This window comes from Pseudomonas sp. AN-1 (assembly GCF_034057115.1).
Lineage (GTDB): Bacteria > Pseudomonadota > Gammaproteobacteria > Pseudomonadales > Pseudomonadaceae > Geopseudomonas.
Map to the genome: position 1 here is coordinate 3,062,625 of NZ_CP139195.1, position 21,322 is coordinate 3,083,946.

A 21,322-nucleotide genomic window follows, 5' to 3' on the forward strand; every position below is an offset into this window, starting at 1 on the left:
GCGCGTATTGACCGGGATCATGCGCCATCGCGGCGCCGACCGTGCGCCGGCTCGTCGTGCGACTGGACAGCGCGCCCCGGCTCCGGTCAGATCAGCCGGTCAGTTCCGCAACCATGTCATCGAAGGAGATTCCCCATGCAAGGCAAGGCCATCTACGTCCAGCCGGGCGGCGGCTACGACAGGGTCAGCGTCGGCAGCAGCACCGCGGCCGCCCCCGGGCCGGGCGAGATCAGCGTGCGCCTGCACGCCAGCTCGCTCAACTACCACGACTTCGCCGTGGTCAGCGGCATGTGGGGGCCGAGCGAGCCACGCATCCCGATGGCCGACGGCGCCGGCGAGGTGATCGCCGTGGGCGCCGGGGTCGACGAGTTCGCCGTCGGCGACTCGGTGGTCAGCACCTTCTTCCCCGACTGGCTGGACGGCGAGCCGCCGGTCGAGGGCTTCGCCACGGTGCCGGGCGACGGCATCGACGGCTACGCCCGCGAAGTGGTGACCGCCCGCGCCAGCGCCTTCACCCGCGCGCCGCGCGGCTGGAGCCACGCCGAGGCGGCCACCCTGACCACCGCCGGCCTCACCGCCTGGCGCGCGCTGATGGCCGACGGCGCGCTGAAGGCCGGCGACACTGTGCTGGTGCAGGGCACCGGCGGCGTGTCGATCTTCGCCCTGCAGTTCGCCAAGCTGGCCGGCGCCACGGTGATCGCCACCTCGTCCAGCGACGCCAAGCTCGAGCGCCTCGCGGCCATGGGCGCCGACCACCTGATCAACTACCGCACGGATCCGGCCTGGGGCGAAACCGCCCGCGCGCTGACCGGCGGGCGCGGCGTCGACCACGTCATCGAGGTCGGCGGCCCGGCCACCCTGGCGCAGTCGATGGCCGCCGCGCGGGTCGGCGGGCACATCGCGGTGATCGGCATCCTCAGCGGGGTGGCCGGCGAACTGCCGCTGGTGCCGGCGCTGCTCAAGCAGCTGCGCCTGCAGGGCGTGCTGGTCGGCAGCCGCGCCCAGCAGCAGGCGATGGTCCGCGCCATCGACGCCAACGGCCTGCGCCCGGTGATCGACCGCCGCTTCGCCCTCGAGGAAATCGTCGAGGCGTTCCGCTACCAGGAAAGCAACCGGCACTTCGGCAAGATCTGCCTGGAGTTCTGAGGCAGTCGCGACGGACGCCCAACGTAGGGTGCGCGCGGCGCACCGCGAATCCCGCCGCGCTCACGTGGTGCGCGCGGCGCACCCTACAACCAGCGCCTGCTCCACGTGGCACTCGTCGCCGTACCGTCCGTAGGGTGCGCCCTGCGCACCGCGAATCCTGCCGCGCCCGCGGAGCGCCGTTCAGGTCCAGCCGTAGCGCAGCACATGGAAGAAGATCGGCGCGGCGAAGCACACCGAATCCAGGCGGTCGAGCATGCCGCCGTGACCCTCGATCATGTGGCCCCAGTCCTTCACCCCGCGGTCACGCTTGATCGCCGACATCACCAGGCCGCCGAAGAAGCCGAGCAGGGTGACCACCAGGGCGACCGCCAGCGCCTCCCAGAAGCCGAACGGGGTGATCCAGAACAGCGAGGCACCGACCAGGGTGGCCAGCGCCACGCCGCCGGCGAAGCCTTCCACGGTCTTCGACGGCGACAGCTGCGGGGCGATCCGGCGCCGGCCGAACAGCTTGCCGCAGACGTACTGCAGCACGTCGCTGAGCTGCACCACCAGCACCAGCCAGGCGATCAAAAGCAGGTTGCGCCCTTCGAAGCCGGGGATGTCGAGGGTCAGCAGCGCCGGCACGTGGGAGATGCAGAACACCGCGATCATCATCCCCCACTGCACCTTGGCGGTGCGCTCGAGGAAGGCGGTGGTATCGCCGCCCAGCGAGGCGAGGATCGGCAGCAGGAGGAAGACGTAGACCGGGATGAAGATCGCGAACAGCCCGTACCAGTCGTGGGCGATCAGCAGGTACTGCGCCGGCAGCACCAGGTAGAAGGCCGCCGCCAGCGCCGGGTAGTCGCTGGCGCGGGTCGGCGTGAGGGTGATGAACTCGCGCAGGGCGCAGAAGGAGATGATGGCGAACAGGCCGATCACCGCGCCCTGGCCGAGCCAGAAGGCCGTGCCGAGCACCGCGACCATCACCCACCAGGCGTTGATCCGCGCGTTGAGGTTGTCGATCACCGGGCTGGCGGCGCCGCGGCTGCGCCACTTGAGGACGAAGCCGATCAGGGAGGCCAGCGCCAGCAGGGCGCCGATGCCGGCGAACAGGGTCAGGGTGTCGCGGTCCATGTCAGTCGGCCTCCGCAGCCAGTTCGAGCAGGGCGTCGCGGGCGCGGGCGAGGAAGGCTTCCTTGCTCTCGTCGGCGCCGATGCTCAGCGGCGCGCCGAAGCTCACCGTGCACAGCAGCGGCAGCGGCAGCACGCGACCCTTGGGCATCACCCGCTTGAGGTTGGCGATCCACACCGGCACCAGCTCGACCTGCGGGCAGGCCCGGCCGAGGCGGTACAGGCCGCTCCTGAACGGCAGCAGCTCGTCGGTCAGGTTGCGCGTGCCCTCGGGAAACAGGATCAGCGAGTCGCCGGCGTGCAGGGCGGCGAGCAGCGGCTCGAGCGGGTTGGCGGCGGAGCTGCGCTCGCGGTCGACCAGCACGCCGTGGAACACCCGGTGGATCAGGAAGCGGCGCACGGCGTCGCGCTGCCAGTAGTCGGCGCCGGCCACCGGACGGGTGCGCGCGCGCAGCGCTGGCGGCAACGACGACCACAGCAGCACGAAGTCGGCATGGCTGCTGTGGTTGGCGAAATAGATGCGCTGGCGCGCCTCGGGCAGGCAGCCGCGCCACAGGCTGCGCGCGCCGGTGAGCAGGCGGGCGAAGCCGATGATCAGACGGGCCAGCAGACGCTGCGCCGGGCCGCTGGGCGGGCGCGGCGGCGGCGGGGCTGGCGGCAGGTCTTCGCCGCTGGGCGGGATCGGGGTGTCGTTCATCGGCGTGCTCCTTGCTGCGACGGGTCGGCGCTCAGGCCGGCGGTGACTGGCGTGCGGCCTCGACGACGCCCTGGCGCACGCGGTTGACCAGGGTCAGCAGCAGCAGGGCGGCGATCAGCAGCAGCAGGGGGTCGAGCCAGGCCGGCGGCAGCAGGCCGGTGGCCACCCCGGCGCCGAGCACGCCGAAGGCGAAGGCGCGGTCGCTCTTGCCCATCGGCCCGTCGTAGCGGCGGCTGGCGCCGGCCAGCGGGCCCATCGCCCCGGCGTATTCGGCGAGCAGCGCCAGCAGGGTCACCAGCACCACCCACAGCGGGCTGACGCCGGGCAGCAGGGCGAACGGCAGGAACAGCGCGCTGTCGGCGATCACGTCGCACAGCTCGTTGAGGTAGGCGCCGAGGTGCGATTGCTGGCCGAACTCGCGGGCGAGCACACCGTCGATGGCGTTGAGCGCCATGCGCAGCAGCATCCACAGCGGGATCAAGGCGAACAGCCAGACCTGGCTGGCGCAGGCGGCGAGCAGCGCGCCGAGCGCCACGGAGATCGCCGCGGCGGCGAGGGTCACCTGGTTGGCGGTGACGCCACGCGCGTGCAGGCGCTGCACCGCGGGGCGCAGCAGCGCCTGGAAGCGCGGCTTGAGCTGGTAGATCGAGGGCATGGCGGGGTCCGTTGCCGGAGGCGTCCTTGGGATGGAGCCACGATAGCCGGCCTGCCGGGGCGGCGTCCACGAACTGCGTCAGCCCGCGGGTCGACTCAGATCACCAGTACGTCGCTGCGCGCCTGGGTGAGGATGTGGCGGGTCACGCTGCCGAGCAGCAGTTCCTCGAGAACGCCCTGGCCACGCTTGCCGATGACGATCAGCTCGCTGCCGTGCAGCTGCTGCTGGTCGAGGATGTGCACGCTGGCGTCGCCGTGCAGTACCAGGGGCTGCACGGCGTCGGCCGGCAGGCCGCTGGCGGCGACCAGCTCGGCCATGCGCGCCTCGGCCTCGCGCCGGGCGCTGGCCGTCAGCGCGGCCAGCTCCGCCTCGCCGACCCCGGCGTGGCGCAGGCGGCCCTCGAAGGGCACCTCGAAGGCGTGCAGCAGGAGCAGCTCGGCCTGCGGCGCCAGCGCGCGGGCCATGGCGATGGCCTGGCGCGAGCGTGCCGAGAAGTCCACCGGCAGCAGCACCCGCCGGTAGGCGTGCGCGGCCGCGCGGCGCACCACCAGCAGCGGGCGGCCGGTCTTGCGCAGCACGCGCTCAGTGGTCGAGCCGAGCAGCAGATCGTGCACCAGGCTGGCGCCGCGCGCGCCGAGCACCAGCAGATCGGCGTCGAGGGCATCGGCCTCGCAGGCGATCTCGGCGGCCACCGCGCCGCTGCCCAGGTGCAGCTCGGCGTCCACGCCGCAGCGCTCGTGCAGCGCGGCGCCGAGCTCGCGCAGCTCCTCGCGGGCCTCGTCGAGCAGGCGCTGCTGCAGGTCGCCGGGAGCGGCGCCGAACAGCTGGCGCAGGGTGTCCAGTGCGCCGCTGCTGACCACGTGCTGCAGCACCAGGCGGGCGCCGCCGTCGGCGGCGAGCCGGGCCGCGCGCTCGGCGGCCTGGCGCGCCGGGGCGGAAAGGTCGGTGGGCGCGAGCAGGGTATGCAGACGGATCATGGGCGTTCTCCTTGTTGCCGGCGATCTCGGCCGTGGCGGACGGCCACCTGCCGCGACCATAGCACGGATGCCGCGCCGCCCGGTGCGCAAGGAGGGGGAGGGGAAATGGCCGTGCCTCGCGCCCGGGAGGCACGGCCTGCAGCGCGTCAGGCGGCGGCGATCACGTCGCCGTGGTTCTCCGGCTCGATCAGCGCGCGGTGCAGCGCGGCGATGGCGGCGGCGTAGTCTTCCTCGTTGACCACGCACTGCATCTCCACCTGGCGGATCGACTGGTGCAGCGCCTGGATGCTGATGCCGGCCTCGGCCAGCGCGCTGGCGGTGCGGGCGAGGATGCCCTTGACCTTGAGGTTGGAGCCGATCGCCGAGACGATGGCGACGTTGTGCACGGTCACCTCGGCGGCCGGGTAGCGCTCCTCGACCAGCTTGGCGGCGCGGTTGATCAGCTTGCGCGAGCCGGTGACGTAGTAGGTGATGCTGTTGGCGTCGGAGTCCTTGTTGACCACGTACAGCTTGAGCTGCTTGAGCAGCTTGCTGACCTCGATGTCGTGGTCGGGGTCGCCGAGCATCTCCTGGTCGAACACCTCGAGGCCGAACACGTCCTTGCGCCCGGCGATGATCTCCACGCAGGGCCGTGCGCTGCAGTAGTCCTGGCTGATCAGGGTGCCGGCGTGCTCGGGCTCGAAGGCGTTCTTGATGCGCAGCTGGATGCCGGCGCGGCGCAGGGTGCGCGCGGCGCGCGGGTGGATCGCCTCCATGCCGAGGTTGGACAGCTGGTCGGCGACGTCGTAGTTGGTGCGGCCGATGGTCACCACCTTGTCGACGCCGACCAGGTTGGGGTCGGCGCTGCTGAGGTGGAATTCCTTGTGGATGATCGCCTCACGGGCGCCGGTGGCGGCGGCGATCTGGGCGAAGGTGATCTCGCTGTAGCCGCGGTCGAAGGTGTTCATCAGGCCTTCGGCGCAGTGCGCGTAGCCGGTGGCGATGACCAGCTCGCGGGACAGGTCGATGCCGGCGAAGCTGGCGCGGATCATCTCCTCGAACGGCAGCGGGGTTTCCATCTGCCAGCCGCTGAGGTCGACCAGGCGCGCGTTGACGTCGCGCTGGCGCAGCGCCAGCACGCTGTTGAAGGCGCTGTGCGCCTCGCCGAGCGAGGCGAGCATCTCGCGCACCTTCATCAGGTTCTCGGTGAGCTGGAAGTGGCCGTAGCTGCAAAGCTTCTGCAGGCTGTCCATGCAGTCCCGGGCGTCGTCGATGCGCGAGCCGATGAAGGCGTCGGCGGCGGCCTGCTCCGGCGTGCCGGCGAACAGCTCGGCGTTCTTGGCCAGCATGCGCGCGCGCACGTCTTCCAGGGCCTCGCGCCAGGCGCCCTCGTTGTGGGCATCGGCGAAGCGCTGGTAGACGCCCGGCTCGCCGGTCTTCTTGTGTTCGAGCAGCAGGTTGGTCATGCCGCTGTAGGCCGAGACGACGAAGATGCGCTGGTACAGCTCAGCGCCCTGTCGCGGGCCGATGAAGATGTTGTCGAGGAGTTCCTCGAAGCGGCTCATGGAGGTGCCGCCGATCTTTTCTACGGTATGCATCGTGGTTTCAGCGTCAGTCGTCGATGGGAGGCGGGCCGGCCGCTGCCGCCGCCGGCGGCCCCGCGCAGAGCGCGGGACCGTCGCCGGAACGTCAGAGGTACTGCTGCGGCTGGATGTCCAGCGCGCGGAAGTCCCGACGCTCGGCCACGAAGGCCGGGCGCGGAGCCTGCTCGCAGAAGGGTGCCTGTACGGCGTTGCTGACGCGATTGTAGACGTAGAACAGGTTGCTGCGCGCGTCCGGTGTGATGTTGCCGTTGGAGCCGTGCATGATGTTGCAGTCGAACAGCACCACGCTGCCGGCCGGTGCGGTCGCCGTGGCGATGCCGTGGCGCGCGGCCAGCTCGCTGAGGCTGGCCTGGTCGGGCACCCCGACCTCCTGGCGGCGCAGCGACTGTGCGTAGTGGTTCTCCGGGGTCGCACCGACGCAATGGATGTAGTGGCGGTGCGAACCGGGCATCAGCAGCAGCGGGCCGTTGTAGCTGTGGTTGTCGGTGAGCAGTACCGAACAGCTCAGCGCCTGCATGCGCGGCATGCCGTCCTCGACGTGCCAGGTCTCGAAGTCCGAGTGCCAGTAGAACTCCTTGCCGTCGAAGCCCGGCTTGAAGTTCAGCCGCGACTGGTGCACGTAGATGTCGCCGCCGAGGATGAAGCGGGCGATGCCGGCGATCCGCTGGTCGCGGGCCACCCGGGCGAACAGCGGGTTGTCGCGGTGGATCTCGAACACCGAGCGTACCGCGCCGCTGTCCGGCTCCTGGATGGCCTTGCCCGAGGCGGTCACCGCCGGGTCGCTCAGCATGCGCTGCAGCTCGCGACGCAGCAGCGCCACTTCCTCGGCGCTGAACACGTTCGGCAGCACCAGATAGCCGTCGCGCTCGAAGCGCTCGATCAGCTCGGCGGCGATCGGCGCATTCTCCAGGTCGGTGCGATGCACCACCGGGTCGAGACGCTCCTGCCAGCGCGGCTCGCTGGCCTGGCGCGAGGGGTAAAGGTCGGTTTGCACGTTGGTCACGCGGCTTTCCTCCTCGGTTGACGGGTGGTCAGGCGACGGCGTCGGCTTCCAGCGGATAGACGCCGTTCTCGTCGTGGACTTCCTTGCCGTTGAGCGGCGGATTGAACACGCAGGCCATCTTCATCTCGCTGAAACCGCGCAGCAGGTGCTCGTCGTGCTGGTCGAGGATGTACAGGGTGCCGGGCCTGATCGGGTAGACCTTGCCGTCGGCGATGGTCTCGATCTCGCCCTCGCCGCTGATGCAGTACACCGACTCCAGGTGGTTCTGGTAGTGGATGTGCGTCTCGCTGTTGGCGTAGATGGTGGTGATGTGGAACGAGAAGCCCATGTTGTCGTCCTTGAGCAGCATGCGGGTGCTGTCCCAGGTGTCGGTGACGATCTTGCGGCCGGACTGCTCGCATTCGGCCAGGGTGCGTACGATCATGCGGATTCTCCTCAGGAGGCTCGGGTGGCGGTCTGGGTGGACAGGGCGGCAGCGAAGGCACCGTCGAGGATGTCCATGGCGCGGTCGATCTGCGCCTCCTCGATGATCAGCGGGCACAGGCACTTGACCACTTCGCCGTGGGCGCCGCTGGTCTCGATCACCAGGCCGCTGGCGAAGGCGTGGCGGCACACCGCCGCGGCGGTATCGCCGTCCGGGCAGGCGATGCCGAGCATCATCCCGCGGCCCTTGAGCTGCAGGGAGGCAGGACCGTGACGGCGGACGATGCGCTGCAGGCGCTCGGCGATGCGCTGGCCCTTGGCGCGCACGCTGGCGGCGAAGGCGTCGTCCTGCCAGAACTGCTCGAGCGCCGCGGTGGCAGTGACGAAGGCGTGGTTGTTGCCGCGGAAGGTGCCGTTGTGCTCGCCCGGCTGCCACTGGTCGAGTTCCCTGCGCAGCAGCAGCATGGCGAACGGCAGGCCGTAGCCGGACAGCGACTTGGACAGGGTGATCAGGTCCGGGCGGATGCCCATCTGCTCGAAGCTGAAGAAGCTGCCGGTGCGCCCGCAGCCGGCCTGGATGTCGTCGACGATCAGCAGCATGCCGTGCTTGCGGCACAGCCGCTCGAGACGGCGCAGCCACTCGGCCGAGGCGACGTTGAGGCCGCCCTCGCCCTGCACCGTCTCGACGATGGCCGCGGCCGGCTTGTCGACGCCGCTGCTCGGGTCGTCGAGCAGCTTGTCGATCATCGCGATGGTGTTGACCTGCTCGCCGAAGTAGTTGGCGTAGGGCATGCGGCTGACGTCGCCCAGCGCGGTGCCGGCGCCGCCGCGGTGGTGCTGGTTGCCGGTGGCGGCCAGGGCGCCCAGGGTGCAGCCGTGGAAGCCGTTGGTGAAGCTGAGGATGCCGCTGCGCCCGGTGACCTTGCGCGCCAGCTTGAGCGCCGCCTCGACGGCGTTGGTGCCGGTCGGCCCGGTGAACTGCATCAGGTAGCCGGACATGCCGCGCGGCGCGAGGATCAGCCGGTGGAAGGTCTCGAGGAAGCGCTCCTTGGCCGCCGAGTGCATGTCCAGGCCGTGGGTGAGGCCGTCGTTCTCGATGTAGTCGAGCAGCGCCTGCTTGAGCAGCGGATGGTTGTGCCCGTAGTTGAGGGTGCCGGCGCCGGCGAGGAAGTCCAGGTAGCGGGTGCCGTCGCGGGCGATCAGCTCCGCGCCGCGGGCCTGCTGGAACACCACCGGGAACGAGCGGCAGTAGCTGCGGACGGTCGATTCGTGCTGTTCGAAGGCGTTCATGCGATCTCCTTGAGTTGTTCTTCGAGTGCGGGGGCGGCAAACGGGCCGGCACGGTAGAGCACTTCATCCGCGTGCCTGCCGGCGAAATGCACGGCCCGGGAGAACAGGGTGCGGGTCTCGAACTCGGCGCCGAGACTGGCGAAGGCGCGGCGGAACAGCGCCTGCGAGGCGGCGTTGTCCGGCGAGATGGTGGTTTCCAGGTAGCGCACGCCGCGTTCGGCGGCGACCCGCGCGGTCAGCGCCAGCAGCATGCGCAGGGCCAGTCCCTGGCCGCGCAGCGAGCTGTCCACCGCCACCTGCCAGACGAACAGGGTGTCCGGGCGGGCCGGCGGACAGTAGCCGGAGATGAAGCCGACCAGGCGACCCTGGAGGTCTTCGGCGGCGATGGCGGTATCGGCGAAATCGGCACACTGCAGCAGATTGCAATATACCGAGTTGGTATCCAGCGGCGGACAACTGGCCACCAGCTGATTGAGGCTGTATCCGTCGCCGTCGGTTGGACGACGGAGCCTGACGGGGATACTTGGCAAAACGGGATCCTTGATGGTTGTTGTCGGAGTCCTTATTCACCCAAACACAGGAAGTTGGTCGGTGCAACCGGCAATTCCCGCCGGCCGGCACCAACGGCGGCATCCGCAGCCGTCCGCGGCGGCGCCTTCGGGCGTCGCTCGGGAACGTCGGGATAAAAAAGTAAGCTATTGATTCAAAATGATTTTTTTTGAATCACGGCACCCCGGATCGCCACCCGGAGAGGCGCCGCGAAGCCGTTGAAATATCTTGTTACCAATCCGCCGACAGGCACGGCAGATCCGCCGCCGACAACCGCGACATATATCGGACGCACTCGACGAAGTTTCCGAAAATCCTCGGCGGATATATCTGGCGAAAAATCCGCCCGCTCCGAAATGATTCGACGGATATATTCAGGCGGATTACGGAAGTTGCACTGAGGTGAAGGATAGATGAATTGCGCAACATGCCCGCGGCAGGGCTCGAGCGCCTCTGCCGCAGTACTTTCCGCTCAGTCGTGCCACTGCCGGCCGGCCAGCTCGAGCAGGCTGTGCGCCTGCTCCGGGCCGCTCGAGCCGGCCGGGTAGGGGCGCGGCTTCTGGTAGTGCTGGTGCCAGCCGTCGAGGATCGGGCTGACCCAGCGCCAGGCGGCCTCGACCTCGTCGCGGCGCATGAACAGGGTCGGGTCGCCCTCGATCACGTCGAGCAGCAGGCGCTCGTAGGCGTCCCAGCGGCGCTGGCGGGAGAAGGCGGTGGCCAGGTTGAGGTCGAGCTCGACCGGCTCCAGGGTCATGCCCTTGCCCGGGGTCTTGGCCAAGAGCTGCAGGCTGATGCGCTCCTCCGGCTGCAGGCGGATCAGCAGGCGGTTGGCCTGCTCGGCGGCGCCGGGGAACAGGCGGTGCGGCACCGGCTTGAACTGGATGACGATCTCCGAACACTTGCGCTTGAGGCGCTTGCCGGTGCGCAGGTAGAAGGGCACGCCGGCCCAGCGCCAGTTGTCGATCTCGGCCTGCACGGCGACGAAGGTCTCGGTGTCGCTGTCGTTGTCGACGTGCTTCTCGAAGTAGTAGGCCGGCACCTCCTGGCCACCGATGCGGCCGCTGGCGTACTGGCCGCGCACGGTCTTGTCGCGCACGTCGAGGCCGCTCAGCGGCTTGAGCGCCTGGAGGATCTTCACCTTCTCGTTGCGCACCGCCTCGGCGTCGAAGCGCACCGGCGCCTCCATGGCCACCAGGCACAGCAGCTGCAGCAGGTGGTTCTGCAGCATGTCGCGCATGGCGCCGGCCTGGTCGTAGTAGGCGCCGCGGTTCTCCACGCCGAGGGTCTCGAGCACGCTGATCTGCACGTGGTCGATGTGCCCGGCGCGCCACACCGGCTCGAACAGGGCGTTGGCGAAGCGCAGCGCCATCAGGTTCTGCACCGTCTCCTTGCCCAGGTAGTGGTCGATGCGGAACACCTGCGACTCGTCGAACACCTTGCCGATCGCCCCGGTGATCGCCAGCGCCGACTCCAGCGAATGGCCGATGGGCTTCTCGAGGACGATGCGCGTGTCGGCGCCGGCCAGCCCGGCGACGGCCAGGTGGGCGGCGATGGGGGCGAACAGCTGCGGCGCGGTGGCCAGGTAGTAGATGCGCGCACGCGCGCAGGTCTCGCCCAGGCGGCGCGCCAGGCGGCCGAACTCGGCGCTCTGCGACACGTCCATGGCGAAGTAGTCGAGGCGCGCGGCGAAGCCCTGCCAGGTGTCGGCGTCGAAGTCGCTGCGGGCGATCTGCGCGCGGCAGCGGCGCTCGGCCAGCGCGCGGTAGGCGTCGCGGTCCAGCCCGGTGCGGGCCAGGGCGAGGATGCGCAGATCGGCGGGCAGGCGCTGCTCGCGGTGCAGGTGGTAGAGTGCCGGCAGCAGCTTGTGCAGGGCCAGATCGCCGGTGCCGCCGAACACCAGCATGTCGCAGGGAAGAACGGGAGAGGGGGACGGCACGGGGAATTCTCCGATGCGGTTTGCCTGGGCGCTGGCGCAGTTCTTGTAGTATAACTACAAGGTCACTACCTCCGGCTTTGGCCGATCATAACCCGAGTCCGCCCCGTGAATCTGTTGCAACACATTGCCCAATCCCGCTCCCTGCTGCGCAAGTCGGAGCTCAAGGTCGCCGACTACGTGCTGCAGGACCCGGCTTCCGTCATGCACAGCTCGATGGCCGACCTCGCCCACGAGGTCGGCATCAGCGAGCCGACCATCGTGCGCTTCTGCCGCGCCATCGGCTGCACGGGCTTCCAGGATCTCAAGCTCAAGCTGGCGCAGAGCCTGGCCGCCGGCGCCAGCTTCGGCCAGTTCGCCATCCACGAGGAAGACTCGCTGGCCGACTTCAGCCTGAAGATCTTCGACACCACCCTGCACACCCTGATGGAGGTGCGCGAGCACCTCGACATGCAGGCGCTGGAGCGCGCGGTCAACGCCATCGCCAACGCCTCGCGCGTCGAGTTCTACGGCTTCGGCGCCTCCGGCGCGGTGGCCGCCGACGCCCAGCACAAGTTCTTCCGCCTGCTGCTGACCGCCGCCGCCTACTCCGACCCGCACATGCAGGCGATGAGCGCGGTGACCCTCAAGCCCGGCGACGTGGCCATCTGCATCTCGCAGTCGGGGCGCTCCAAGGACCTGCTGACCACCGCCAACCTGGTGCGCGAAAGCGGCGCCACGCTGATCACCCTGTGCCCGAGCCAGACCCCGCTGGCCGACCTGGCCACCGTCAACCTGGCCATCGACGTGCAGGAGGACACCGAGATCTACACCCCGCTGACCTCGCGCATCGCCCACCTGGTGGTGATCGACGTGCTGGCGATGGGCGTGGCCATGGCCCGCGGCCCGGACCTGGTCAACCACCTGAAGAGCGTCAAGCGCAGCCTGCGCAGCCTGCGCCTGTCGCCGAAGACCGCCAAGCCGGCCGAGGACGGCCCGGGCGGCGCCTGAGCCGGCCCGGGCCGCCAGCCGTTACTCGAACGGCTGCGGTCGCGGCGTGTCGGCCGCCGACGGCGGCAGGATCGGCAGCGGGAATTTCGGCTGCTCGCCGGTCAGGGTCTTGAGGAAGGCCGTGATCTTGCCGATCTCGTCCTCGCGCAGCTGGCGGCCGAGCTGCAGGCGCGCCATCACGTCCACCGCCTCCTCCAGCTTCCAGTAGGCGCCATCGTGGAAGTAGGGATAGGTCAGCTCGACGTTGCGCAGCGTCGGCACCTTGAACTTGAAGCGGTCGGCATCCTTGCCGGTCAGCCCGGCGACGCCTTGGGCCGGGTTGTTGGTCAGGTACGGATTGACCAGGCCCATCTTCTGGAACGAGTTGCCACCGACCGCCGGGCCATTGTGGCAGCCGGTACAGCCGACGTCCTTGAACAGGCGGTAGCCGTCCAGTTCGGTCGTGGTCAGGGCGCTCTGGTCGCCGCCCAGCCAGCGGTCGAAGCGCGAATTCGGGGTGACCAGGGTCTTCTCGAAGGCGGCGATGGCATCGGTGATCGCGTCGATGGTGACCTGGTCGGTCTTGTAGATCTGCCGGAAGGCGGCGCGGTATTGCGGGATCGAGCCGACCACGTCGACGGCCAGGTCGTGGCTGAAGCCCATCTCCATCGGGTTGGCGATCGGCCCGCCGGCCTGCGCCTTGAGGTCGGCGGCGCGGCCGTCCCAGAACTGGGCGATGTTCATGCCCGAGTTGAGCACGGTGGGCGAGTTGATCGGCCCCTTCTGCCAGTTGTGGCCGATGGAGGTCGGCAGGTTGTCGCTGCCGCCCAGGCTCAGGTTGTGGCAGGAGTTGCAGGAGATGAAGCCCGACTTCGACAGGCGCGGGTCGAAGAACAGCTGCTTGCCCAGCTCGACCTTGGCCGGTTCGGTGATTCGCGCCGGCTCGACCGGCTGGATGGGTTCGTTGGCAGGGGCCGCAGCCCAGGCGCTGCTGCCGAGCAGCAGGCCGGCAGCCAGCAGGAGGGGTTTGTGCATGGTGCATTCCTCTTCCGATGAGGTTGTCGCGGATTGATTCGCGGCGCGCAGGGTAGCCGAATGCCCTCGCGCTGAACAAGGTCATTGCCGGGAAGCGCCTGTCACGCCGGCGTCACCGCGCTGCCGTCAAGCCGTCACTCCTCCTGCGGCATGCTCGAACTCCCTGGATCATTCGCGATGGGAGAGACGCCATGCCCCGCCACCATGCTGTCGCCGCCAACCCCGAAGCCCCGCGCCTGGACGCCAAGGCCCGCCGCAAGCTGGAGGACCAGCGCCGCATGGCCTTCCGCCGGGCCATCGAGCTGTACAACGAGGAGCGCCGCCTGGATCAGGAGATCCACGACTATCCCGAGCTGATCGCCGTCAACTACGTGCGCGCGCTGCGCGCCGAGGCACGCCGCCAGCCCGGCGCCTGAAGCCGCTCACAGGCGCTGGCCGAGGGCGTTGATCGCCGCGCGGTTGGCGCGGATGTACTCGAGGAAGGCGCTGGCCACCGGGCTCAGGTAGCGGTCGCGCGGGTACACCACGCACCAGCTGTGCTGCAGCGGCAGCTCGGCCACCGGCAGCTCGCGCAGGCGGCCGCTGGCCAGCTCCAGGCTCACCGCATGGCGCGGCAGCAGGGCGAGGCCCAGGCCGGCCAGCACCCCGGCGCGCTGCGCCTCCTGCGAGCCGAGCTGCAGGGTCTGGGCGAAGTGGGCGCGCTTGTCGTGGCAGAAGCGCTCGCAGGCCTGGCGGGTGCCCGAGCCCGGCTCGCGCACCAGCAGCGGCCAGGCGGTCAGCTCCTGCAGGGTCAGCGACTCGCGCTGGCACAGCGGATGGCCGGGTGGCGCCACGGCGACGATGTGGTTGGTGAGGAACGGGTTGAACTCCAGGTTCATGCCGGTCGGCACCTGGGAGAGGATCATCAGCTCGTCGCGGCTGACGCCCATGCGGCGCAGCACCTGGGCGTGGCTGGCGACGGTGAGCTGCAGGCCGACCTCGGGGTGCTCGCGGCGAAATTCGCCGAACAGGTGGGGAACGAAGTACTCGGCGCTGGACTCCACGGTCAGGCTGAGCAGCCCCTGCAGCGAACCCTGCAGGTCGGAGAGCTGCATGTCGAGGCTCTCCAGGCGGCCGAAGATGTCGGCGCCGGCGCGGCGCAGCGCCTCGGCGGCGTCGGTCAGGTAGAGCTTCTTGCCGACGTACTCGAACAGCGGCTGGCCGACCAGCTCCTCGAGCTGGCGGATCTGCAGGCTGACCGCCGGCTGGGTGAGGGCCATCTCCTCGGCGGCGCGGCTGTACGAGCGGGTCTCGCACACCGCGCGGAACACCTGCAGCTGGCGCAGGGTGAGACGCATCAGGGACTTGCGCATGGGGACCTCGGCAACGGGAGAAAGGCACTCGGCAGCGCGCTGCAACCATTCGGCAACCGGGTTGCAACATGTAGCGACGAGCGGCTGGTCGTGACCCGACGGTCGACTGCAGGCCAGGAAATCCGGGCGCTCCGCCGATGCATAAGTTGTAGTTTATGCTCAACCTAACAAATATTCATTTTTCTTAATCGACCCCGCGGCGCTAGGGTGAATGCACCTGCGGCCTGACCGGCCGGTCAGCCAGCCCAAGCCGAGGGAGACCTCCGTGATAAGAAAAATCCTCATCGCCAACCGTGGCGAGATCGCCGTGCGTATCGTGCGGGCCTGCGCCGAGATGGGCATCCGCTCGGTGGCCGTGTATTCCGAAGCCGACCGTCATGCGCTGCACGTCAAGCGCGCCGACGAGGCGCACAACCTCGGCGACGAGCCGCTGGCCGGCTACCTGAACCCGCGCAAGCTGGTCAACCTGGCCGTCGAGACCGGCTGCGACGCCCTGCACCCGGGCTACGGCTTCCTCTCCGAGAACGCCGAACTGGCGGAGATCTGCGCCGAGCGCGGGATCAAGTTCATCGGCCCATCGGCCGAGGTGATCCGCCGCATGGGCGACAAGACCGAGGCGCGCCGCTCGATGATCGCCGCCGGCGTGCCCTGCACCCCCGGCACCGAAGGCAACGTCGCCGACCTCGAGGAGGCCCTATCCGAGGCCGAGCGCATCGGCTACCCGGTGATGCTCAAGGCCACCTCCGGCGGCGGCGGCCGCGGCATCCGCCGCTGCAACAGCCGCGACGAGCTGGAGCAGGCCTACCCGCGGGTGATCTCCGAGGCCACCAAGGCCTTCGGCAGCGCCGAGGTGTTCCTCGAGAAGTGCATCGTCAACCCCAAGCACATCGAGGCGCAGATCCTCGCCGACAGCTTCGGCAACACCGTGCACCTGTTCGAGCGCGACTGCTCGATCCAGCGCCGCAACCAGAAGCTGATCGAGATCGCCCCCAGCCCGCAGCTGACCCCCGAGCAGCGCGCCTACATCGGCGAGCTGGCGGTCAAGGCGGCGCGCGCGGTCGGCTACGAGAACGCCGGCACCGTGGAGTTCCTGCTCGCCGAGGGCGAGGTGTACTTCATGGAGATGAACACCCGCGTGCAGGTGGAGCACACCATCACCGAGGAAATCACCGGGATCGACATCGTCCGCGAGCAGATCCGCATCGCCAGCGGCCTGCCGCTGTCGGTCAAGCAGGAGGACATCGTCCACCGCGGCTACGCGATCCAGTTCCGCATCAACGCCGAGGACCCGAAGAACAACTTCCTGCCCTCGTTCGGCAAGATCACCCGCTACTACGCGCCCGGCGGCCCCGGCGTGCGCACCGACACGGCGATCTACACCGGCTACACCATTCCGCCGTACTACGACTCGATGTGCCTGAAGCTGATCGTCTGGGCACTGACCTGGGAAGAGGCGCTGGACCGCGGCCTGCGCGCGCTGGACGACATGCGCGTGCAGGGGGTGAAGACCACCGCGCCCTACTACCAGGAAATCCTCCGCAATCCGGAGTTCCGCAGCGGCGTGTTCAACACCAGCTTCGTCGAAGCCCACCCGGAACTGATCAACTACTCGGTCAAGCGCAAGCCCGAAGAGCTGGCCCTGGCCATCGCCGCCGCCATCGCCGCCCACGCCGGCCTGTGAGGAATTGAGCATGAACAAGAAGATCCACGTCACCGACACCATCCTGCGCGACGCCCACCAGTCGCTGATCGCCACCCGCATGCGCCTCGAGGACATGCTGCCGATCTGCGCCAAGCTCGACCAGGTCGGCTACTGGTCGCTGGAAGTCTGGGGCGGCGCCACCTTCGATTCCTGCGTGCGCTTCCTCAAGGAAGACCCGTGGGAGCGCCTGCGCCAGCTCAAGGCCGCGCTGCCCAACACCCGCCTGCAGATGCTGCTGCGCGGCCAGAACCTGCTCGGCTACCGCCACTACAGCGACGACGTGGTCAAGGCCTTCGTCGCCAAGGCCGCGGTCAACGGCATCGACGTGTTCCGCATCTTCGATGCGATGAACGACGTGCGCAACCTGCGCACCGCCATCGAGGCGGTCAAGGCCGCCGGCAAGCACGCCCAGGGCACCATCGCCTACACCACCAGCCCGGTGCACACCACCGCGTCGTTCGTCGAGCTGGCCAAGCGCATGCAGGAGAAGGGCGTCGACTCGATCGCCATCAAGGACATGGCCGGCCTGCTCACCCCCTACGCCACCGCCGAGCTGGTGCAGGCGCTGAAGGCCGAGATCGACCTGCCGATCTTCGTCCACGCCCACGACACCGCGGGCCTGGGCGCCATGTGCCAGCTCAAGGCCATCGAGGCCGGCGCCGAGCACATCGACACCGCCATCTCCAGCTTCGCCTGGGGCACCAGCCACCCGGGCACCGAGTCGATGGTCGCCGCCCTGCGCGGCACCCCGTTCGACACCGGCCTGGACCTGGAGCTGCTGCAGGAGATCGGCCTGTACTTCTACAACGTGCGCAAGAAGTACCACCAGTTCGAGAGCGAGTTCACCGGCGTCGACACCCGCGTGCAGGTCAACCAGGTGCCGGGCGGCATGATGTCCAACCTGGCCAACCAGCTGAAGGAGCAGGGCGCCCTGCACCGCATCAACGAGGTGTTCGAGGAGATCCCGCGCGTGCGCGCCGACCTCGGCTTCCCGCCGCTGGTCACCCCGACCTCGCAGATCGTCGGCACCCAGGCGGTGTTCAACGTGCTGGCCGGCGAGCGCTACAAGACCATCACCAACGAGGTGAAACTGTACCTGCAGGGCCGCTACGGCAAGGCCCCGGGCGAGGTCAACGAGCAGCTGCGCTTCCAGGCCATCGGCCACGAGGACGTCATCGACGTGCGCCCGGCCGACCTGCTCAAGCCGGAAATGGCCCGCCTGCGCGAGGAGATCGGCGCCCTGGCCAAGTCCGAGGAAGACGTGCTGACCTTCGCCATGTTCCCGGACATCGGCCGCAAGTTCCTCGAGGAGCGCGCCGCCGGCACCCTCAAGCCGGAAGCCCTGCTGCCGCAGCCGGACGCCGCCGGCCGCCCGGCCGCCCAGGAAGGCGTGCCGACCGAGTTCGTGGTCGACGTGCACGGCGAGAGCTACCGCGTCGACATCACCGGCGTCAGCGTCAAGACCGACGGCAAGCGCCACTTCTACCTGGCCATCGACGGCATGCCGGAAGAGGTGGTGTTCGAGCCGCTCAACGCCTTCGTCGGCGGCGCCGCCGGCGGCAAGCGCAAGCAGAGCGCCGCCCCGGGCGACGTCAGCACCACCATGCCGGGCAACATCGTCGACGTGCTGGTGAAGGAAGGTGATGTGGTCAGGGCCGGCCAGCCGGTGCTGATCACCGAAGCGATGAAGATGGAGACCGAGGTGCAGGCGCCGATCGCCGGTACCGTGAAGGCCATCCACGTGGTCAAGGGCGACAGGGTCAATCCCGGTGAAGTACTCATCGAGATTGGAGAATAAGTCCCTTGAGGGGAGCCGAATGGCTCCCCTTTTTTTGTTCTTGAACTTTTGCTGCCGCATTGGGAGTGGCTGTTTGATGTGCCGGCCTCTATATGCCCAGCCAGCGACCGGAAGCAGAAAAAACCCAAATACTTTTCATGAAACTGCGACAAAAACCATTAATGGCGATTAGTTTTACAGGTAAATTTCCTTCGCGCGACCCTACTCACTCAATGCATTTAACTAAACGCATATTGACGCCCCCTGCCGAGGGTCATCATCTAGCTATTTAAGAGCATCCGTCATCTGCACATAGCTTAAAGCATAGCAGGCAAAACGCGGATCAAGAGGCTTGCCATCGGCGTCTTCCCAGCGCTTAACATAGACTTGTAGGCTTTCTTCGTCGAAGTCCAGACGAAGTCGGCCAAGCACTCCCCCACTGATAACGCAAGAGTCTTCGTAGGGGGCCAGGGGTTCTATTCTCATGTTCGGTAGGTGCTCCTCCAACCACGCCAGCAATTCAGCGCGACCAGGCGGGTCGTCCGGCCTTGGGTGTCGGCCACTCTCAATGTGCCGCAACGGATCCAGGGGGAATATTTCACCACTGGCACTGGCGAACTCAATAAAGTACAGATCTCTCGGCTCCTCTCGCATGATTTGTTCCGGGGTGCGAGCTAGAATTGGCATCTGGTGGTCCTCCACAGGCTCTGAGTGTAACCTGGGTATGTAATGCTTTGATCAGGTCAATAAACATCGGGGCTCAGCATGGGCGCGGTGTCAAGGATTTTCCTTTTCGTCAATTTTCGCGATCATTTCCCCCAGCTCCTTGAGGTGGTCGTCTACATCGATTTCGTGAAAATCATTTTCTTCGATCGCTGCGAGTATTCTGGACTTTGTCTCTTCTCGATCGGTTTTTGAACCAAACCACGAAAGGCAGTAAAGAACTCCCTCAATCACTTTTCCCAAGTCAGGGCGACCAAGGTCGATCAATTTTGGCTGGCAATTGGGCTCAATCTTGATCCCAGAATTTATACGTACTGGGTAGCTTGCCAGCTCTCTGGGTGCGCAAAACTCCAGGGCCCAGTCCTGCCGTGCACCGGCAGGAAAAACCGCATAGTCGGTCTGCAGCGGTTCCTGCAACTCATAGCCAATGCCAGAAAAAGACATTTTCGGCCAGATTGAGAGAAGATCATCCCCTCTGAATGAAAAGCCCCAGTCCAACTCCAAGTATTCGATATTTTCAATGCCGTATTCGTGATTTTCATTGACCTGTCCTTCAAGTATATCTTCCAGGATCTCTTCGGCACGAAGTCGAGCGAAAACACCAATTAGAATAGGGTTTTTATTAAGGATCAGAAGCAAATCTCTCAGAAGTACATCCCGATCAAGTTCGACACCCTCGAAAAGGTATTCGATCGCTTGGCTGGATACATCAAAAGAGTCGCCACTTGCTGTTTGGTAGGTTATTTTTCCACCGCGCGAAACTCTCAGGCTCATTTGGTTGAACTCCTTTCTCTGTCAGGTCTTTAGGAAAACGCTGAAGCATTCATTTTTCATCCGGCAGCAGGCCTGAAAGCAACGGTTTCCGTGGGAGCTGCCCGGGGTGACGTGAATGCGTCGGCGTTTCCCTAGAAAGTCCGGAGTGGCTCCAGTCTGTAGCGAGCGGAACCCAGCAGTTCAAAAAAAAGCTCACCAGTCGTCGCGCCGGGAGCGGAAGATGCCGTGCGCCAGAGTGTCGAGTGCTGCTGTACATGAGTGCAAAGCTGTTCGATCAACGGGTTCTGCTGTCGTAGAGTCTCCAGCTCATCCTGCCGCAGCCCCGGACTGAACAGCAGTGCCAGTCTTTGCCTGTCGGCCAGAGGCTTCTCAGTGAACTCCCGGCTGTGAAGACTGAGCCAGCGGGTAATCATGCGGATATCCGTATGGTTTCGTGCATCGCTCACTTCGAGTTGAGCGACGCGGATCTCGTCCGCGCCGACAATTACCCGGCATGCGACGTAGCGATCTCCGTCGGCAAGCGGGGCGCTGGCATTCTCAAGCGCCAGCTTAGGCGTCGGACTGGCATAGACGGCATGGCGACGCGATGGCATCGAGGCTGGTCGCAGCCACTCCCAGATATTGTCCACGACGTAGGGAACATTGCTGGGAATGCGGAGCGTGCTCTGGCGCTGATAACCGTCATTCGCCTCGGCCAGTCGGCTTTCAGGCACGGCTCGAAAAAGCTCGGTAATCGTAGTTCCACGTTTAGTCACGCCTGCTTCTCCTTTTCGCTGGTCTGCCTATGGGCATCGTAGGCCCGGTATCTTCTAGCCTGGCTGCTATTCATGGCAATAGCCCTGTCGCGCCAGTGGTGGTATTCGTCGCTGCCGGGTTGGGTCACCAAATAGAACTCCATCAGTGCTTCCGCCGGCTCTGCACCGAGTGCGTACTCGGCGGCTTGTTTGAGAAGGTTCACGCCATCCTCTACGCTGCCAGACAAACCAGTGCCTTCCAGTTGGCGGAGAGCGACCTTCATCGACGCCCAGACGTGCCCGCCCTGAGCGCCTCGCAAGTACCATTCCCAAGACCTCTTCGGATCAGGCTCGACGAAAACGCCGACCTCTCCTTGCTCCGCCACCCAGTTACCTTCGTAGAGTTCGCCCAGGGAATACGCCGCCAGCAAGATCCCGCGTCCATAGGCTTGTTCCAGGTGGGGCAGTGCTTCTGGCTGATTGCGATGTGGGCTCCCCATATAACCATATATCAGCCCCAGGTTGTAATGGGCCTCCGGGCACTGGAATTGTGTCGCGATCTGTAGCACTCTGACGGCTTGTTCGTGGTCTTTCGCAAGGAAAAAGCCGTTCATCCACAGCCAGCCAAGCTCGTTCCAGGCGTTACCCACACCGGCCAGAGCCGCCTTGCGCAGTAGTCGGTAATACTCTTGAAATTCTCCGATTGTCTCGAATTCGCACACCCGTTCACTGAAGAGCGAGGTCGACAGCCCCACCCCCATCCAGTAACGCTGGATTTCGCTCATGGGAGTGATCCGCAGCTGTTCAAGCGTGGGCAATCGCATCGACGGCAGGTAGCCGATTCCTTCCTTGCGCGGCATGAACCTTTCCCTCTTCAGGTGAGGTTGATA

21 protein-coding genes are annotated in these 21,322 nt (G+C 67.0%); 5 read left to right on the forward strand and 16 right to left on the reverse strand.

The annotated features are described in order from the left end of the window. Positions 1 to 135 precede the first annotated feature (135 nt). Positions 136 to 1,146, forward strand: a complete 1,011-nt coding sequence (locus tag SK095_RS14365; RefSeq protein ID WP_320546671.1) for an NAD(P)-dependent alcohol dehydrogenase — start codon at positions 136 to 138, stop codon at positions 1,144 to 1,146. 180 nt (positions 1,147 to 1,326) lie between these two features. On the opposite strand, the gene SK095_RS14370 is transcribed toward SK095_RS14365, so the two are convergent. The 10 genes from SK095_RS14370 to zwf form a co-directional block, all read right to left on the reverse strand. After that, on the reverse strand, positions 1,327 to 2,259 hold the full coding sequence (locus SK095_RS14370) for a phosphatidate cytidylyltransferase (RefSeq protein ID WP_320546672.1): 933 nt from the start codon (positions 2,257 to 2,259) through the stop codon (positions 1,327 to 1,329). A 1-nt stretch (position 2,260) separates the two neighbouring features. After that, on the reverse strand, positions 2,261 to 2,953 hold the full coding sequence (locus tag SK095_RS14375; RefSeq protein WP_320546673.1) for a lysophospholipid acyltransferase family protein: 693 nt from the start codon (positions 2,951 to 2,953) through the stop codon (positions 2,261 to 2,263). 31 nt (positions 2,954 to 2,984) lie between these two features. Then, positions 2,985 to 3,608, reverse strand: a complete 624-nt coding sequence (locus SK095_RS14380; protein ID WP_320546674.1) for a CDP-alcohol phosphatidyltransferase family protein — start codon at positions 3,606 to 3,608, stop codon at positions 2,985 to 2,987. A 95-nt stretch (positions 3,609 to 3,703) separates the two neighbouring features. Beyond that, complete coding sequence (locus SK095_RS14385) at positions 3,704 to 4,585, reverse strand: universal stress protein (protein ID WP_320546675.1); 882 nt, start codon at positions 4,583 to 4,585, stop codon at positions 3,704 to 3,706. Positions 4,586 to 4,731: 146 nt separating this feature from the next. Next, the gene (locus SK095_RS14390; protein WP_320546676.1) at positions 4,732 to 6,162 is read right to left on the reverse strand and encodes an aspartate kinase; all 1,431 of its coding nucleotides are present in this window, start codon (positions 6,160 to 6,162) and stop codon (positions 4,732 to 4,734) included. A 91-nt stretch (positions 6,163 to 6,253) separates the two neighbouring features. Then, positions 6,254 to 7,162: an ectoine hydroxylase gene (thpD, locus tag SK095_RS14395; protein WP_320548906.1), complete on the reverse strand. Its 909-nt coding sequence runs from the start codon at positions 7,160 to 7,162 to the stop codon at positions 6,254 to 6,256. A gap of 37 nt (positions 7,163 to 7,199) precedes the next feature. Beyond that, complete coding sequence (locus SK095_RS14400; RefSeq protein ID WP_320546677.1) at positions 7,200 to 7,595, reverse strand: ectoine synthase; 396 nt, start codon at positions 7,593 to 7,595, stop codon at positions 7,200 to 7,202. 11 nt (positions 7,596 to 7,606) lie between these two features. Next, positions 7,607 to 8,884, reverse strand: a complete 1,278-nt coding sequence (ectB, locus tag SK095_RS14405; protein WP_320546678.1) for a diaminobutyrate--2-oxoglutarate transaminase — start codon at positions 8,882 to 8,884, stop codon at positions 7,607 to 7,609. Beyond that, the gene (gene ectA / locus SK095_RS14410) at positions 8,881 to 9,414 is read right to left on the reverse strand and encodes a diaminobutyrate acetyltransferase (RefSeq protein WP_320546679.1); all 534 of its coding nucleotides are present in this window, start codon (positions 9,412 to 9,414) and stop codon (positions 8,881 to 8,883) included. Before ectA ends, ectB begins: the two co-directional genes overlap by 4 nt. Before the next feature lie 491 nt (positions 9,415 to 9,905). Continuing rightward, a complete protein-coding gene (gene zwf, locus SK095_RS14415; protein WP_320548907.1) occupies positions 9,906 to 11,336 on the reverse strand; it encodes a glucose-6-phosphate dehydrogenase in 1,431 nt (476 codons plus the stop codon). A 138-nt stretch (positions 11,337 to 11,474) separates the two neighbouring features. Here zwf and hexR point away from each other — a divergent pair, with 138 nt between their 5' ends. Next, on the forward strand, positions 11,475 to 12,356 hold the full coding sequence (gene hexR / locus SK095_RS14420; protein WP_136491195.1) for a transcriptional regulator HexR: 882 nt from the start codon (positions 11,475 to 11,477) through the stop codon (positions 12,354 to 12,356). 21 nt (positions 12,357 to 12,377) lie between these two features. Here hexR and SK095_RS14425 read toward each other — a convergent pair whose 3' ends face one another. Then, positions 12,378 to 13,370: a cytochrome-c peroxidase gene (locus SK095_RS14425; protein WP_136491194.1), complete on the reverse strand. Its 993-nt coding sequence runs from the start codon at positions 13,368 to 13,370 to the stop codon at positions 12,378 to 12,380. A 191-nt stretch (positions 13,371 to 13,561) separates the two neighbouring features. On the opposite strand from SK095_RS14425, the gene SK095_RS14430 reads away from it, so the two are divergent. Further along, on the forward strand, positions 13,562 to 13,786 hold the full coding sequence (locus tag SK095_RS14430; protein ID WP_201486746.1) for a PA3496 family putative envelope integrity protein: 225 nt from the start codon (positions 13,562 to 13,564) through the stop codon (positions 13,784 to 13,786). Between the two features lie 6 nt (positions 13,787 to 13,792). Here the strand turns inward: SK095_RS14430 and SK095_RS14435 are convergent, their stop codons facing one another. After that, positions 13,793 to 14,722: a LysR family transcriptional regulator gene (locus tag SK095_RS14435; protein ID WP_136491192.1), complete on the reverse strand. Its 930-nt coding sequence runs from the start codon at positions 14,720 to 14,722 to the stop codon at positions 13,793 to 13,795. 265 nt (positions 14,723 to 14,987) lie between these two features. Here SK095_RS14435 and SK095_RS14440 point away from each other — a divergent pair, with 265 nt between their 5' ends. Both SK095_RS14440 and oadA read left to right on the forward strand, forming a co-directional pair. Next, the gene (locus SK095_RS14440; RefSeq protein WP_136491191.1) at positions 14,988 to 16,403 is read left to right on the forward strand and encodes an acetyl-CoA carboxylase biotin carboxylase subunit; all 1,416 of its coding nucleotides are present in this window, start codon (positions 14,988 to 14,990) and stop codon (positions 16,401 to 16,403) included. 10 nt (positions 16,404 to 16,413) lie between these two features. Beyond that, positions 16,414 to 18,222 carry a sodium-extruding oxaloacetate decarboxylase subunit alpha gene (oadA, locus tag SK095_RS14445; protein ID WP_136491190.1) on the forward strand — a complete coding sequence of 603 codons (1,809 nt, stop codon included), beginning with the start codon at positions 16,414 to 16,416 and terminating at the stop codon, positions 18,220 to 18,222. 264 nt (positions 18,223 to 18,486) lie between these two features. Here oadA and SK095_RS14450 read toward each other — a convergent pair whose 3' ends face one another. The 4 genes from SK095_RS14450 to SK095_RS14465 all read right to left on the reverse strand — a co-directional run bounded on the left by SK095_RS14450 (position 18,487) and on the right by SK095_RS14465 (position 21,292). Beyond that, positions 18,487 to 18,888 carry a hypothetical protein gene (locus SK095_RS14450; protein ID WP_320546680.1) on the reverse strand — a complete coding sequence of 134 codons (402 nt, stop codon included), beginning with the start codon at positions 18,886 to 18,888 and terminating at the stop codon, positions 18,487 to 18,489. A gap of 90 nt (positions 18,889 to 18,978) precedes the next feature. Then, complete coding sequence (locus tag SK095_RS14455; RefSeq protein ID WP_320546681.1) at positions 18,979 to 19,698, reverse strand: hypothetical protein; 720 nt, start codon at positions 19,696 to 19,698, stop codon at positions 18,979 to 18,981. Between the two features lie 131 nt (positions 19,699 to 19,829). After that, the gene (locus SK095_RS14460) at positions 19,830 to 20,453 is read right to left on the reverse strand and encodes a hypothetical protein (protein ID WP_320546682.1); all 624 of its coding nucleotides are present in this window, start codon (positions 20,451 to 20,453) and stop codon (positions 19,830 to 19,832) included. After that, complete coding sequence (locus SK095_RS14465; RefSeq protein ID WP_320546683.1) at positions 20,450 to 21,292, reverse strand: hypothetical protein; 843 nt, start codon at positions 21,290 to 21,292, stop codon at positions 20,450 to 20,452. The genes SK095_RS14460 and SK095_RS14465 overlap by 4 nt, the downstream gene beginning before the upstream one ends. Positions 21,293 to 21,322: the final 30 nt, after the last annotated feature.

Excerpts from the sequence above, each read along its gene's own strand:
- SK095_RS14365 (WP_320546671.1), top strand. The coding sequence starts at position 136 with ATGCAAGGCAAGGCCATCTACGTCCAGCCGGGCGGCGGCTACGACAGG.
- SK095_RS14370 (WP_320546672.1), bottom strand. The coding sequence starts at position 2,259 with ATGGACCGCGACACCCTGACCCTGTTCGCCGGCATCGGCGCCCTGCTG.
- SK095_RS14375 (WP_320546673.1), bottom strand. The coding sequence starts at position 2,953 with ATGAACGACACCCCGATCCCGCCCAGCGGCGAAGACCTGCCGCCAGCC.
- SK095_RS14380 (WP_320546674.1), bottom strand. The coding sequence starts at position 3,608 with ATGCCCTCGATCTACCAGCTCAAGCCGCGCTTCCAGGCGCTGCTGCGC.
- SK095_RS14385 (WP_320546675.1), bottom strand. The coding sequence starts at position 4,585 with ATGATCCGTCTGCATACCCTGCTCGCGCCCACCGACCTTTCCGCCCCG.
- SK095_RS14390 (WP_320546676.1), bottom strand. The coding sequence starts at position 6,162 with ATGCATACCGTAGAAAAGATCGGCGGCACCTCCATGAGCCGCTTCGAG.
- SK095_RS14400 (WP_320546677.1), bottom strand. The coding sequence starts at position 7,595 with ATGATCGTACGCACCCTGGCCGAATGCGAGCAGTCCGGCCGCAAGATC.
- ectB (WP_320546678.1), bottom strand. The coding sequence starts at position 8,884 with ATGAACGCCTTCGAACAGCACGAATCGACCGTCCGCAGCTACTGCCGC.
- zwf (WP_320548907.1), bottom strand. The coding sequence starts at position 11,336 with ATGCTGGTGTTCGGCGGCACCGGCGATCTGGCCCTGCACAAGCTGCTG.
- SK095_RS14425 (WP_136491194.1), bottom strand. The coding sequence starts at position 13,370 with ATGCACAAACCCCTCCTGCTGGCTGCCGGCCTGCTGCTCGGCAGCAGC.
- SK095_RS14430 (WP_201486746.1), top strand. The coding sequence starts at position 13,562 with ATGCCCCGCCACCATGCTGTCGCCGCCAACCCCGAAGCCCCGCGCCTG.
- SK095_RS14435 (WP_136491192.1), bottom strand. The coding sequence starts at position 14,722 with ATGCGCAAGTCCCTGATGCGTCTCACCCTGCGCCAGCTGCAGGTGTTC.
- oadA (WP_136491190.1), top strand. The coding sequence starts at position 16,414 with ATGAACAAGAAGATCCACGTCACCGACACCATCCTGCGCGACGCCCAC.
- SK095_RS14450 (WP_320546680.1), bottom strand. The coding sequence starts at position 18,888 with ATGCCAATTCTAGCTCGCACCCCGGAACAAATCATGCGAGAGGAGCCG.
- SK095_RS14455 (WP_320546681.1), bottom strand. The coding sequence starts at position 19,698 with ATGAGCCTGAGAGTTTCGCGCGGTGGAAAAATAACCTACCAAACAGCA.
- SK095_RS14465 (WP_320546683.1), bottom strand. The coding sequence starts at position 21,292 with ATGCCGCGCAAGGAAGGAATCGGCTACCTGCCGTCGATGCGATTGCCC.